This is a genomic window from Stenotrophomonas oahuensis (assembly GCF_031834595.1).
Taxonomy (GTDB): domain Bacteria; phylum Pseudomonadota; class Gammaproteobacteria; order Xanthomonadales; family Xanthomonadaceae; genus Stenotrophomonas; species Stenotrophomonas oahuensis.
Genome location: NZ_CP115541.1, coordinates 1569766 through 1582500, shown reverse-complemented (window position 1 = coordinate 1582500; position 12735 = coordinate 1569766). Strand labels below are relative to the sequence as shown.

The following is a 12735-nucleotide window of genomic DNA, read 5'->3' as shown; positions in this document are numbered from 1 at the left end:
ATAGTGAACCAGTACCGTGAGGGAAAGGCGAAAAGAACCCCGGAGAGGGGAGTGAAATAGATCCTGAAACCGTGTGCGTACAAGCAGTAGGAGCTCGAAAGAGTGACTGCGTACCTTTTGTATAATGGGTCAGCGACTTACTGTTCGTGGCAAGCTTAACCGTATAGGGGAGGCGAAGGGAAACCGAGTCTGATAAGGGCGCATAGTCGCGGGCAGTAGACCCGAAACCGGGTGATCTAGTCATGCCCAGGGTGAAGGTGCGGTAACACGCACTGGAGGCCCGAACCCACTCCCGTTGCAAAGGTAGGGGATGAGGTGTGATTAGGAGTGAAAAGCTAATCGAACCCGGAGATAGCTGGTTCTCCTCGAAAGCTATTTAGGTAGCGCCTCATATGTATCCTCTTGGGGGTAGAGCACTGTTATGGCTAGGGGGTCATCGCGACTTACCAAACCATTGCAAACTCCGAATACCAAGACGGACTGTATGGGAGACACACGGCGGGTGCTAACGTCCGTCGTGAAAAGGGAAACAACCCAGACCCACAGCTAAGGTCCCAAATTCACTGCTAAGTGGAAAACCATGTGGAAAGGCACAGACAGCCAGGAGGTTGGCTTAGAAGCAGCCACCCTTTAAAGAAAGCGTAATAGCTCACTGGTCGAGTCGGTCTGCGGGGAAGATTTAACGGGGCTAAGCAGTGAACCGAAGCTTGGGGTGCATAACTTTGTTATGCGCGGTAGAGGAGCGTTCCGTAAGCCTGCGAAGGTGGATTGAGAAGTCCGCTGGAGGTATCGGAAGTGCGAATGCTGACATGAGTAACGATAATGCGGGTGAAAAACCCGCACGCCGAAAGCCCAAGGTTTCCTTGCGCAACGTTAATCGGCGCAGGGTGAGTCGGCCCCTAAGGCGAGGACGAAAGTCGTAGTCGATGGGAAGCAGGTTAATATTCCTGCACCTCGCGTAAGTGCGATGGAGGGACGGAGAAGGTTAGGTGTACCGGGCGTTGGTTGTCCCGGGGAAAGGCGGTAGGTTTGGATCTTTGGCAAATCCGGGATCCTTTAAGACCGAGCACCGAGACGAGTCTTTAAGACGAAGTCACTGATACCACGCTTCCAGGAAAAGCTCCTAAGCTTCAGCTTACGCAGACCGTACCGTAAACCGACACAGGTGGGTAGGATGAGAATTCTCAGGCGCTTGAGAGAACTCGGGTGAAGGAACTAGGCAACATGGCACCGTAACTTCGGGAGAAGGTGCGCCCTTTTTGGTGGCTCATGCGAGCTATAGCTGAAGAGGGCCGCAGTAACCAGGCCGCTGCGACTGTTTATCAAAAACACAGCACTCTGCAAACACGAAAGTGGACGTATAGGGTGTGACGCCTGCCCGGTGCTGGAAGGTTAATTGATGGGGTCAGCCGCAAGGCGAAGCTCTTGATCGAAGCCCCAGTAAACGGCGGCCGTAACTATAACGGTCCTAAGGTAGCGAAATTCCTTGTCGGGTAAGTTCCGACCTGCACGAATGGCGTAACGACAGCGGCGCTGTCTCCACCCGAGACTCAGTGAAATTGAAATCGCTGTGAAGATGCAGCGTTCCCGTGGCAAGACGGAAAGACCCCGTGAACCTTTACTATAGCTTTACACTGAACGTTGAGTTCGTCTGTGTAGGATAGGTGGGAGGCTATGAAACTGTGGCGCTAGCTGCAGTGGAGCCATCCTTGAAATACCACCCTGTCGTGCTTGACGTTCTAACCTGGGCCCATTATCTGGGTCGGGGACCGTGTATGGTGGGTAGTTTGACTGGGGCGGTCTCCTCCTAAAGAGTAACGGAGGAGCTCGAAGGTACGCTCAGCGCGGTCGGACATCGCGCACTGTGTGCAAAGGCATAAGCGTGCTTGACTGCAAGATCGACGGATCAAGCAGGTAGGAAACTAGGACTTAGTGATCCGGTGGTTCTGTATGGAAGGGCCATCGCTCAACGGATAAAAGGTACTCCGGGGATAACAGGCTGATACCGCCCAAGAGTTCATATCGACGGCGGTGTTTGGCACCTCGATGTCGGCTCATCACATCCTGGGGCTGTAGTCGGTCCCAAGGGTATGGCTGTTCGCCATTTAAAGTGGTACGCGAGCTGGGTTCAGAACGTCGTGAGACAGTTCGGTCCCTATCTGCCATGGGCGTTGGAGATTTGAGAGGGGCTGCTCCTAGTACGAGAGGACCGGAGTGGACGAACCTCTGGTGTTCCGGTTGTCACGCCAGTGGCATTGCCGGGTAGCTATGTTCGGAAGCGATAACCGCTGAAAGCATCTAAGCGGGAAGCGCGCCTCAAGATGAGATCTCCCGGGGCACAAGCCCCCTGAAGGAACCATATAGACTATGTGGTTGATAGGTCAGGTGTGTAAGTGCAGCAATGCATTGAGCTAACTGATACTAATGATCCGTGTGGCTTGACCATATAACCTCAAGTTGCCTTGGCTTTACGACAACGTCGTAAGAGCATCCAAGTGCACGCTACGTCACAAGAACTATGCGAGACAGGCGCTGATAGCGCTGCTCCAACCGTCTCCCTGGTGAAATTAGCGCTGTGGAACCACCCGATCCCATCCCGAACTCGGAAGTGAAACGCAGCTGCGCCGATGGTAGTGTGGCTCAAGCCATGCGAGAGTAGGTCATCGCCAGGGTTTACACCCAAAACCCCGCTGCTCACGCAGCGGGGTTTTTCTTTGTGCGCGAACGCCGGAATAACCGGTTGCTGGTTTGGCTGGGATGTTTGCGATTGGTAGCGTCGGTCGCAAGACGACGGCCGATAACCTGGGTGATCGCTATAACGCATGGACCCGCGCCATCGAACGCGTGACGTCTCGCGTTCTCTCCGATCCGGGTCATGCCCCACCGAACGCGGACACACCATCGGCGGTCGACTGTCGTGCGACCCGCGTCACCGTAGCGCTGATACACCGCACCGATGAACGCGTCGCCACGCGCCCAGGCAATCAATCACCGACCAGATCCGCCGGTGACACATGAAGATGTATGACCCGGAACTCCGTGCCCGCAGTGTTCTCGGCAATCGCCTGCCTGTGCAGGGAAGCAAACAGATGGGCCAGCAGCGTGTGCCGCATCGCCTCCAATGCCGGCCCCTGCAGCGCGGGATACAACTCCTCAAGCACCTCATTGGCGCGCGCCCGGCCGGCATCATCCAGCACGCCGCCTGCGTGGATCTGCAGATCGAGTGCGTGGAGTAATGCGCTTCTGAGCGAAGGCGGTAACGGAGCATCCAGCCGCAGCAGGCTGCCACACCACGGCGAATCCAGCACCTGCCCCAGTTCACCCTGTAACAGACACCGCGCCGCCACCAGGTAAGCCGCCCACGAGGCGGGAGCCTCGCCGCCCTGCGCCTGCAGGGCGACAGCATCCTGGCGAAGGCTGTTGGCAGCGCAGCAGGTCCAGTGATCGAGCAGCCGAAGCCATTCCGACTTCAGATGGGTGCCATGGTCCGCCAGCACGGCCTGCGGCGAGGGCGGGTTGTGCACTCCGTAACAGACCAGGTGCTCGCCGATGACGGCCGCTTCAGGCGCGGAGACCCGCCGCAAGCGTACGCTATCGCCACCTAACGCCGGCATCCGAAGATCCTCCGTGTCGGGCAAAGGTAAGCGCATCGGGGATGGCCCATTGCGGACCTCGACCAGCGATGCGTCCTCGAGTCGGGGCGGTGCGCTCGCCGGGCGCGGCACCACCACCGTGCAGATGGCCACGGGTTCAATGCGCAACGCGACGACCCTCGGTTACCGACGTTGCGGCAGGATCTGCGACGTTCCCCACATGGGTCAGCGCAGGCTTTCTCAATGCGACCTCATGCAATGCGTCGAACAACGGCCGCAGCAAGGGGTTCGCCAGCACTTCCCTGGCCGGTTGCTGCATGCAGCCTTCGAGGAAGCGCATCAGTGCTTCGCCATCCTGCTGCAATGGGCTGCCGGCGGCAGCGGCGCGCGCCATCTCGCCCCGCACTGCGTCCAACAGTGGCGCACACACCGTATCCGGCAATGGCGCATCCAACCCGAACAACCGACACAGGTGTTCCGACTCCAGCAGCAGGGTCAGCGTGCTCGGGAGCACGTGCCAGGCGGCCGCCTTGTAGGCCCGCCAAAGATAGAGCGTGGGCACGCCCACGCGCGGTAGGCCAGGCGCATCGCGCATCGCGGTGGCGGCATGGGTCAGCCAGCCGGTGATGACACCTGACCACGCCGCATCCAGTAGCGGGGTGGTGGGACGTGGAACGACGGCGTCGGCGCTGTTGCTGATCTGGTCAAGTGCGCCGCTGACAACGCGGGCTGGGCAGCTTGCAGGGCGGTCTGGGCGGCCCACCCTGGCGGACACAGAGCCCGCCACGGCGCAGGTAACAGAAGGGGAAGGACCGGGCATGAGGCGCTCGCAGGAAAGGACAACCATGGTTGTCGGAACCCGCCACTAAACAGACACGACCTCGCCTGCACCACGACCTGCGTCTCGCTTTGATGCTTGCGGGTCACCTGCGACTTACAGTGACTCCTTAAACCCGGCCTACGGGACCAGATGCGTCACTGGCCCTGCAGGAAACCCGTGATCACCGCCGCCACGGTCCCGGGATGCTCCATGTGCAGATGGTGCGTACCCGGGAACACCGCCGAACGCCCATCACGCAGCAGCCGCAACCGCTCGCTGCGAAGCGGCTCGGGGTAATAGGACTGCGCCGGACTGGCGTACACCACCTGGGTCGGACATTCGATCGCGGCCAGCAGGTTGTCGATCTGCGCTTCGCTCATCCGCAATGCGGTAGGCAACATCAGCCGCGGGTCGCTGCACCAGCTGTAGCCACCTTCCACCGGCATCACCCCGCGTTCCACCAGCAGGCGTGCGCACGGCTCGCTGAGCTGGTTGGCCATCATGCGGGCGCGGATCGGCGCGGCGAGATCCGCGAACACCCGCAGACGCTTGTCGCCCAACCGGCGCGCAGCCTGCACATGCTCGCGCAGACGACTGGCGGTTTCTTCTTCCGGCCCGCGCAGCCCACCCAGCGCCTCAATGGCGATCAAACGCTCGACGCGTTCGGGAGCCGCTGCGGCAGTGAGGCTGGCGATGCCGGCCCCCATCGAATGACCGAGCAGGGTGAAGCGGTCCCAGCCCAGCGCGTCGGCGACGTCCAGTACGTGGCAGATCGCACCGGGGGTGTTGTACTGCGTGCCCGGTGGCAGGTGCGCGCTATGGCCATGCCCCGGCAGGTCGATGGCGACCAGATCCAGTGCCGGCAGGTGCGCGGCCAGTGGGACGAAGCTGGCCGCGTTATCGAGCCAGCCATGCAGCGCCAGCACCCGTGGCGCGTCGCGATGTTCCGAGCGTAGTCCGGCCACCGTGGTGGTGGCCAGCGACAGAGCGAACGGTTGCAGGATCATGCCAGCGCCGCCACGCTCAGCCGCGAAAGGGCCAGCGCGTGCGCCGGCGCATCATTCAGGCAAGGGATGTAGCGCATCTGCGCGCCGCGCTCGGCGACGGTTTCGGTGAACCCCATGGCAACCTCTTCCAGGGTCTCCAGGCAGTCGGTGGCAAACCCGGGGCAGACCACGTCGATCTGCTTCGTGCCTGCTTCCGCCAGCGCCCACAGCGTCGGTTCGGCATAGGGCTGCAGCCACTTTTCGCGCCCGAAACGCGATTGGTAGGCCAGCTGCCACTTGCCAGCAGCCAGTCCCAGCGCGTCGGCAATGGCCTGCGCACTGGCTTCGCAGCGTTGCGGATAGGGATCGCCCGCGTCGGCCAACCGCTGCGGAATACCATGGAACGAGAACAGCAACTTGTCGCCACGCCCGTGCTGGTCCCACCAGGCACGGATGCTGCCGGCGACCGCGTCCACCCACTGCGGGTCCACCGCGTAATCACGCACCAAGGTGACGGTGACGCCCGGATGGCGCGGCTGCCACTGCCGCAGCTGATCTTCGATCGACGCGGTGGTGGTGGTGGAGTACTGCGGGTACAGCGGCAGCACCACGACGCGGCGTACGCCTTCAGCAGCCAGCCGGTCGAGCTCGGTGGTCAGCGCCGGTGCGCCGTAGCGCATGGCGTGGCGCACGGTCAGGTCCGGCATCAAGGTCTGCATCGCTTCGGCCAGCCGCCGTGTGTACACCATCAGCGGGGAACCCTCGGGCAGCCACACCTGCGCGTACTTGGCGGCCGAACGCCCGCTGCGCAGCGGCAGGATCAGCCCGTACAGCAGCGGTTTCCACAGCAGGGCGGGAATGGAGACCACGCGCGGATCGCTGAGAAACTCAGCCAGATAGCGCCGCACCGCGGGTGCGGTGGGGGTCTGCGGCGTGCCGAGATTGACCGCCAGCACAGCGGTGTGGGGGGCGTCGAGCATGAGGGATATTCTCGCAGGTCCGGGATACTCATTGCGGATTCATTGAAACCTGACTAATTTCGGGTATTGCGTGCCCACTTGCGTGGGCACCTACCGTTGTCTGATTGCTTTCGGAGACCACCATGCGCCGCATCCGCCTTGTCCTGTTGATCTCTGCCAGCCTGCTGTCGGCCCAGGCCGTGGCCGGGCCCCAGGAAGACCAGCGTGCCCGCAACGCGGTGCGCGTGCTCAATGAAATCCAGTCCATTCCCGAACAGGGCATCCCGGACAAACTGCTCGACGAAGGCCGCGCCATCGTCGTGATTCCGGACACCATCAAAGCCGGCCTGGTGATCGGCGGCCGCCGTGGGCATGGCCTGATGTCGGTCAAGAATCCTGACGGCAGCTGGTCCAACCCGGTGTTCATGAAGCTCACCGGCGGCAGCATCGGCTTCCAGGCCGGCGTGCAGTCGTCCGACGTGGTGCTGGTGTTCCGCAACGACCGCAGCCTGGACAACCTGGTCAACGGCAAGTTCACTCTTGGCGCAGATGCCGGCGTCGCCGCCGGTCCCGTTGGCCGCAATGCCGCCGCCGCCACCGACGGTCAGTTGAAGGCAGAAATCTGGTCCTGGTCGCGCGCGCGCGGGCTGTTCGCCGGCGTGGCGCTGGACGGTGCCATTCTGCAGATCGACGACGAAGCCAACCTGGATGCCTACGGCAGCAGCACCACCCCGCGCATGATCTTCGAAGGCCGGGTCGGCGAGTCGCCGTCGATGGACGTGGTTGCCTTCCGTGACCGCCTGGAAGAGGCCACCTATTCAGCCCGTGCCAACCGTGGCACCGCCGGCGCTGCGCCTGCCCCGCGTGCGGCACCGGCCACCACCGGCGCGCCGGCGCTGCCGCCGGCTGAACAGGGCACCACGGAAGCCACCACCGCGCCGCTGCAGGCGGTTCCGGCGCAGCCCGCGGCCCAGCAGGGCTTCCAGCCGGTGGGTGAGGGTGAAATCCGCACCGAAACGCTGGACGGCGGCAACTGACTTTCGTCACGCGCGCCGTCGTAGTGGCGGTGCGCTATGCTCAACCCTCTGTTGACTAGGTACGCGAGCAGCACATGGGCAGTATGAGCTTGTGGCATTGGGTGGTAGTGCTGGTGATCGTGCTTCTGGTGTTCGGCACCAAGAAGCTGACCAGCGGTGCCAAGGACCTTGGCAGTGCGGTCAAGGAATTCAAGAAGGGCATGCGCGATGAAGACGCGCCGCCTGCGCAGCTGAATGACCAGTCGCGCAACTCCGATTCGACGACGTCCTCGCAGAACGAGCACGACCGCGACCGTCGCTGACCGGACGATCTGGCGTGTTCGATATCGGCTTCAGCGAACTGCTGCTGATCGCAGTGGTCGCTCTGGTGGTGCTGGGCCCGGAACGCCTGCCCAAGGCAGCGCGGTTTGCCGGGCTGTGGGTGCGTCGTGCCCGCAACCAGTGGGATTCGGTGAAGCAGGAGCTGGAACGCGAACTGCACGCCGATGAGATCAAACGGCAGTTCCGCGAGGCGCAGCAATCGGTGCAGGACACCGAAGCACAGCTGCGCGCCAGTGGCGAAGCCGCGCGTCGGCAGGCCGAGGAGCTGCAGCGCGATGTGGCGCGCACCGATCCGGGCAGCGCGGAAGAACCGCTGATGACCGGCCCGGCTCCGGATTCGCCGGCCAGCGTGGCCCAGCATGTGGTGCCGGCCACGCCTGACACGCCTGACACGCCGGACCCGGAACCGCAGCGCGATGCGATGGCCCCGCCGGGCATCGACGGCGGTTCGCCGCGCGACCCGGCACCCGTGCCACCCACGGATACCGTGCCGGAGGGCAAGCCATGAGCGATCAGCAGGCCCCCGAAAGCGGGCTGGTGGAACACCTGATCGAACTGCGCGCGCGGTTGATGCGTGGGTTGATCGGCCTGGGCGTGATTCTGCTGGGGCTGATGCCGTTCTCGCGGCAGATCTACACCTGGCTGGCCGAACCGTTGATCTCACAGCTGCCGAACGGGCAGTCGATGATTGCCACCAACCCGGCTGGCGCGTTCTTCGCGCCACTGAAGCTGACGTTCTTCGTGGCGCTGTTCATCGCGGTGCCGTGGCTGCTGTTCCAGCTGTGGTCGTTCGTGGCTCCGGGCCTGTATGCGCGTGAAAAGCGCCTGGCGGTGCCGTTGCTGGTTTCGTCGGTGCTGCTGTTCTACATCGGCTGCGCGTTTGCGTACTTCCTGGTGCTGCCGGCGGTATTCCACTTCCTGACCACCTTCCGCCCGGAGGTGATTGCGATCACCCCGGATGCGAATGCGTACCTGGATTTCGTGCTGGCGATCTTCTTCGCCTTCGGCAGCAGTTTCGAGCTGCCGGTGGCGATGGTGATTCTGACCCTGCTGGGCTGGATCACCCCCGAGCAGTTCAAGGAAGGCCGTGGCTACGCGATTGTCGGCATCTTCGTGCTGGCGGCGGTGCTGACGCCGCCGGACGTGGTGTCGCAGCTGATGCTGGCCATTCCGATGTGCCTGCTTTATGAGCTGGGCATTCATGCGGCCAGGTGGCTGGTGCCCAAGAACAAGGCGGAAACCGCGTAGAGCCACGCCCTGCGTGGCTTCGACCAAGGCGGCACCGCGCAGCCACGCAGGGCGTGGCTCTACGTCTGATTACGCCGCGAAGATGTTGTTCGGGCCGTTCGAGGGCGGCACTGGCGGCGGATTGCCGCGGGTGCGGTGGGCGAACATCTGCTTCCAGGACGCGTACACCGCGCCCACGTACAACGGCATGATCACCGTGGTGACCACCAGCTGCATCAGGGCGGTGGCTGCGGCGGCTCCGCCGATCAGCAGGGCGATCTGCATCAGGATCGCCACCAGGAAGTAGATGCACAGCATGGCCACCAGGCCGAGCAGCATGAACACCGTCATGGCACCGAAGTTCTCGATGCAGCCCTGCAGGCTCATGCGCAGCGCGTGCATGCCGCTCTGACGGTCGAACATCACCAGCGCAGGCTGGGTGAACATGGCCATGCTGAGCGCGACGAACACCGCACATACCAAGGCGATCCACAGCAGCACGCGCTTCACCGGGACCGGGTCGAACACCGCGAGCACCTGTTCGTTGCTGGGCGCGGTGCCCGACTGCTGCAGGACCTGCAGATTGCGGGTGGCCTCGCCGATGGCGTTCAGCCCGTCGCTGCCGATCATCAGGAACAGCAGTGCTCCCAGGGCCAGAATGGTGACCATCTGGATCGCCAGCGGAACCAGCAGATGACTCACCCGGCGGTCGCGGATCGGCTGCAGCAGGTGAGCCGGCTGGGCGCGGTGGCCCTGGTCGATCTCACTCACCGCCCACAGCATGCCGCCGAACAGGATCGGCCCCACTGCCACCGACAGCAGTTGCCCGAGCAGACTCAGCCAGCCCGGCAGTGCCTGCGAGACGATGGCGATCAACGAACTGACCAGCATGCCGATGATCCCCAGCACGGCCAGCTGCAGCGGTGCACGGCGGTACAGCGTGAATGTGTCCAGCAGCCACTGGGCACCCGCCGAGGCGGGCAGCTTGCGAATGTCTCTCATACCAATCCGGAACAGGGGGAGTAGGGGCCGCAGGCCCCGTGCTGGCTCGATTATCCCTGTTTTATGTGCGCGCCACCTGAAGATGGAACGGTTGATCAGGGTGCGCGTTGACGGGCATGGCCCGTCACTACGCTATGCGGTCGGCCGATCATGGTGGGCCGACCGGGTGCGTAGCGACACGCCATGCGTGTCGTGCTCCATCCGCCGCGCCTGGCGCACGAAGCGGCGCAGCAGCTGGCGGGCCAGCGGCGCGGCGCTGACCCCGCGGGCCACGGTGCGGGCGCAGCCGCCGTGGCTGCGGATGCACTCGGCGCGGGCGCGTACGTAGCCGCGCATGTGGTGGGTGGCAAACTCGGGGTGGAACTGCACGCCCCAGGCCTGCTGGCCCCAGCGGAAAGCGTGGCAGTTGTCCTGCGCCGAACGCGCCAGGATGGCCGCGCCTTCCGGTGCGCGCAGCACGGTCTGCAGGTGGGTGGCGTGAGCCGGGAAATGCGCCGGCAGCCCGGCAAACAGCGGGTCGTCCACCGCAGCAGGGTCCAGTGCCAGTTCGATGGTGCCGGACTCGCGCCCGGCCGGGTTGTAGGCCACCTCGCCGCCCAGCGCGTGCGCCAGCAGCTGGTGGCCGTAGCAGATGCCGAATACCGGGCGGCCGTCATGGGCGGCGTCGCGCAGCCACTGCGCGCTGCGTTCGCTCCAGTCGGCGCGGTCGGTGACGTAGGCTGCCGAGCCTGTGACGATCACCCCGGCAAAACCGGCCGGGTCGGGCAGCTGGCCGCCGTGCTCGACGTCCACCACCACGGTTTCATCGGCTTCCAGCCCGGCCGCGACCCGGATCCAGTGCGGAAAACGCCCGTACCGGCGCAGCGAGGCGACCGGTTGGCCGGTTTCAAGAATCAGGAAGGGCGCGTGGTTCATCCGGGGGAGGCAGCACAGACAGGACTTCCTCGATTGTAGTCAGCCCTGCCGCCACCTTTTCAAGCCCCGCGCGGCGCAGGGTTCGCAACCCTTCAGCACGCGCGGCACGGCTGAAACCGGCCAGATCCATGTCCGCCCGGATCAGCCCGCGCAGCCGCGAACCCAATGGCAGCAACTCATACAGGCCGACCCGCCCCAGGTAACCAGTGCGCCGGCAGTCGATGCAGCCAGCCGGTGCATATGGCGTGGGTGACTCTGGTAATGCTTCATTGGCATCAGCCAGGGCGGCCCATTGCGCGTCGGTGAGCGGCTTGGGCACCTTGCAGTGCGGGCACAGGGTGCGGACCAGGCGCTGGGCCAGGATGCCGTTCACGGTCGAGGCGATCAGGTAGTGCGGCACGCCCAGGTCGAGCAGGCGGGTGATCGCCGAGGGTGCATCGTTGGTGTGCAGGGTGGACAGCACCAGGTGGCCGGTCAGCGAGGCCTGCACCGCCATCTGCGCCGTTTCCAGGTCGCGGATTTCGCCGATCATGATGATGTCCGGGTCCTGTCGCAGCAGGGTGCGCACGCCGGCGGCGAAATCCAGGTCGATGTTGGTCTGCACCTGCATCTGGTTGAATTCCGGCGCGATCATTTCGATCGGGTCTTCCACCGTGCACACGTTCACGTCCGGGGTGGCCAGTCGCTTCAGGGTGGAATACAGGGTGGTGGTCTTGCCCGAACCGGTCGGGCCGGTGACCAGCACGATGCCGTGCGGGCGCTCCACCAGCGCGGTCCAGCCAGCGGCTTCTTCCGGGCTGAAACCGAGCTGGTCGATGCTCTTGAACGCCGCATCCGGGTCGAAGATGCGCATCACGCACTTCTCGCCAAAGGCGGTGGGCATGGTCGACAGGCGCATTTCCACTTCGCGCCCACCCGGCGAGCGGGTCTTGATGCGGCCGTCCTGCGGGCGGCGGCGCTCGGCCAGGTCCATGCGGCCCAGCACCTTGATCCGGCTGACCACGGCGGTCATCACCGCCGGCGGCACCTCGAACACCTTGTGCAGCACGCCGTCGATGCGGAAACGCATGCGGCCCATGTCACGGCGCGGTTCCAGGTGGATGTCCGAGGCGCGCTGTTCGTAGGCGTACTGCAGCAGCCAGTCGACGATATGCACGATGTGGTGGTCGTCGGCATTGACGTCGCCGGCCCGGCCCAGTTCCACCAGCTGCTCGAAGCTGGGCAGGGTGCCGTTGGTGTCGGAGCGGGCGTCGCCGCGCGCACCGCGCACCGAGTGCGTCACCCCGAAGAACTCCATGGTGTAGCGGTGCAGGTCCAGCGGATTGACCGTAGCCAGTTCGATCTGGCGGCGGGTCAGGTGCTGCAGGTCGCGCAGCCACTCATGCGCCAGCGGCTCACTGGTGGCCACCAGCACCCGTTCGGCGTTGGCCGCCAGCGGCAGGAAGCGGTGGCGGCGCGCATAGGCGTGGGACACCAGCGCGGTTACCGCCGGCACGTCCACCCGGGTCGGGTCGATGCGCAGGTAGCGGGTGCCGGTGCGTTCGGCCAGCCATTCGGTCAGCCGTTCCAGGCCCAGTTCGCCGCCGCCGGTCGCGGCCAGCTTCAGGTTGGCCAGCAGCACCAGCGGATGGACCTCGCTGGCATTGCGCGCGCCGTGGGCGGAAAAGCGGATCCGATCCTGGTCGTGCTCGGCGACCAGGCCGTCGGCCACCAGCGCGGCGGCCACCTGGTCAAAGCCCAGCCGGCCCGGCGGCAGCGGCACCCGTTCCGGAGTGGGAGCGGACCCGGCCAGGCCGGCGGGAAGGGGCGGTACCGATGGGCGATGATCCATGATCGCTATACTAGCGCACCCCCTTTGCAGGCAAGAATCCGCCG

The 12735-nt window shown here is 64.4% G+C and carries 11 protein-coding genes and 2 rRNA genes (1 of these 13 only partly in view); 6 read left to right on the top strand and 7 right to left on the bottom strand.

The window, feature by feature from the left end; genetic code table 11:
• Together PDM29_RS06890 and rrf are read left to right on the top strand one after the other, a co-directional pair.
• Positions 1–2446 (top strand): 23S ribosomal RNA (locus tag PDM29_RS06890) (it extends 432 nt beyond the left edge of the window).
• Between the two features lie 111 nt (positions 2447–2557).
• Positions 2558–2672: ribosomal RNA gene (rrf, locus tag PDM29_RS06885) — 5S ribosomal RNA — on the top strand.
• A 312-nt stretch (positions 2673–2984) separates the two neighbouring features.
• Here rrf and PDM29_RS06880 read toward each other — a convergent pair.
• The 4 genes from PDM29_RS06880 to hemH form a co-directional block, all read right to left on the bottom strand.
• Positions 2985–3524: a hypothetical protein gene (locus tag PDM29_RS06880; protein ID WP_311193122.1), complete on the bottom strand. Its 540-nt coding sequence runs from the start codon at positions 3522–3524 to the stop codon at positions 2985–2987.
• Between the two features lie 226 nt (positions 3525–3750).
• On the bottom strand, positions 3751–4368 hold the full coding sequence (locus PDM29_RS06875) for a hypothetical protein (protein ID WP_311193121.1): 618 nt from the start codon (positions 4366–4368) through the stop codon (positions 3751–3753).
• Positions 4369–4568: 200 nt separating this feature from the next.
• Positions 4569–5420: an alpha/beta fold hydrolase gene (locus tag PDM29_RS06870; RefSeq protein ID WP_311193120.1), complete on the bottom strand. Its 852-nt coding sequence runs from the start codon at positions 5418–5420 to the stop codon at positions 4569–4571.
• The gene (gene hemH / locus PDM29_RS06865; RefSeq protein WP_311193119.1) at positions 5417–6379 is read right to left on the bottom strand and encodes a ferrochelatase; all 963 of its coding nucleotides are present in this window, start codon (positions 6377–6379) and stop codon (positions 5417–5419) included. The genes PDM29_RS06870 and hemH overlap by 4 nt, the downstream gene beginning before the upstream one ends.
• A 122-nt stretch (positions 6380–6501) precedes the next feature.
• On the opposite strand from hemH, the gene PDM29_RS06860 reads away from it, so the two are divergent.
• From PDM29_RS06860 to tatC, 4 genes are all read left to right on the top strand, one after another.
• A complete protein-coding gene (locus tag PDM29_RS06860; protein ID WP_311193118.1) occupies positions 6502–7395 on the top strand; it encodes a lipid-binding SYLF domain-containing protein in 894 nt (297 codons plus the stop codon).
• A 74-nt stretch (positions 7396–7469) separates the two neighbouring features.
• Entirely contained in the window at positions 7470–7697 is a 228-nt protein-coding gene (tatA, locus tag PDM29_RS06855; RefSeq protein WP_311193117.1) for a Sec-independent protein translocase subunit TatA, read from the top strand.
• Between the two features lie 14 nt (positions 7698–7711).
• Entirely contained in the window at positions 7712–8224 is a 513-nt protein-coding gene (gene tatB / locus PDM29_RS06850; protein WP_311193116.1) for a Sec-independent protein translocase protein TatB, read from the top strand.
• The gene (gene tatC / locus PDM29_RS06845) at positions 8221–8964 is read left to right on the top strand and encodes a twin-arginine translocase subunit TatC (RefSeq protein ID WP_311193115.1); all 744 of its coding nucleotides are present in this window, start codon (positions 8221–8223) and stop codon (positions 8962–8964) included. The genes tatB and tatC overlap by 4 nt, the downstream gene beginning before the upstream one ends.
• 69 nt (positions 8965–9033) lie before the next feature.
• Here tatC and PDM29_RS06840 read toward each other — a convergent pair whose 3' ends face one another.
• The 3 genes from PDM29_RS06840 to PDM29_RS06830 all read right to left on the bottom strand — a co-directional run bounded on the left by PDM29_RS06840 (position 9034) and on the right by PDM29_RS06830 (position 12691).
• Positions 9034–9945: a BPSS1780 family membrane protein gene (locus PDM29_RS06840; protein ID WP_311193114.1), complete on the bottom strand. Its 912-nt coding sequence runs from the start codon at positions 9943–9945 to the stop codon at positions 9034–9036.
• A 132-nt stretch (positions 9946–10077) separates the two neighbouring features.
• A complete protein-coding gene (locus PDM29_RS06835) occupies positions 10078–10860 on the bottom strand; it encodes a glutamine amidotransferase (protein WP_311193113.1) in 783 nt (260 codons plus the stop codon).
• Positions 10832–12691 carry a GspE/PulE family protein gene (locus tag PDM29_RS06830; protein WP_311193112.1) on the bottom strand — a complete coding sequence of 620 codons (1860 nt, stop codon included), beginning with the start codon at positions 12689–12691 and terminating at the stop codon, positions 10832–10834. The genes PDM29_RS06835 and PDM29_RS06830 overlap by 29 nt, the downstream gene beginning before the upstream one ends.
• Positions 12692–12735 lie beyond the last annotated feature (44 nt).

Excerpts from the sequence above, each read along its gene's own strand:
- PDM29_RS06870 (WP_311193120.1), bottom strand. The coding sequence starts at position 5,420 with ATGATCCTGCAACCGTTCGCTCTGTCGCTGGCCACCACCACGGTGGCC.
- hemH (WP_311193119.1), bottom strand. The coding sequence starts at position 6,379 with ATGCTCGACGCCCCCCACACCGCTGTGCTGGCGGTCAATCTCGGCACG.
- PDM29_RS06860 (WP_311193118.1), top strand. The coding sequence starts at position 6,502 with ATGCGCCGCATCCGCCTTGTCCTGTTGATCTCTGCCAGCCTGCTGTCG.
- tatA (WP_311193117.1), top strand. The coding sequence starts at position 7,470 with ATGGGCAGTATGAGCTTGTGGCATTGGGTGGTAGTGCTGGTGATCGTG.
- tatC (WP_311193115.1), top strand. The coding sequence starts at position 8,221 with ATGAGCGATCAGCAGGCCCCCGAAAGCGGGCTGGTGGAACACCTGATC.
- PDM29_RS06840 (WP_311193114.1), bottom strand. The coding sequence starts at position 9,945 with ATGAGAGACATTCGCAAGCTGCCCGCCTCGGCGGGTGCCCAGTGGCTG.
- PDM29_RS06835 (WP_311193113.1), bottom strand. The coding sequence starts at position 10,860 with ATGAACCACGCGCCCTTCCTGATTCTTGAAACCGGCCAACCGGTCGCC.
- PDM29_RS06830 (WP_311193112.1), bottom strand. The coding sequence starts at position 12,691 with ATGGATCATCGCCCATCGGTACCGCCCCTTCCCGCCGGCCTGGCCGGG.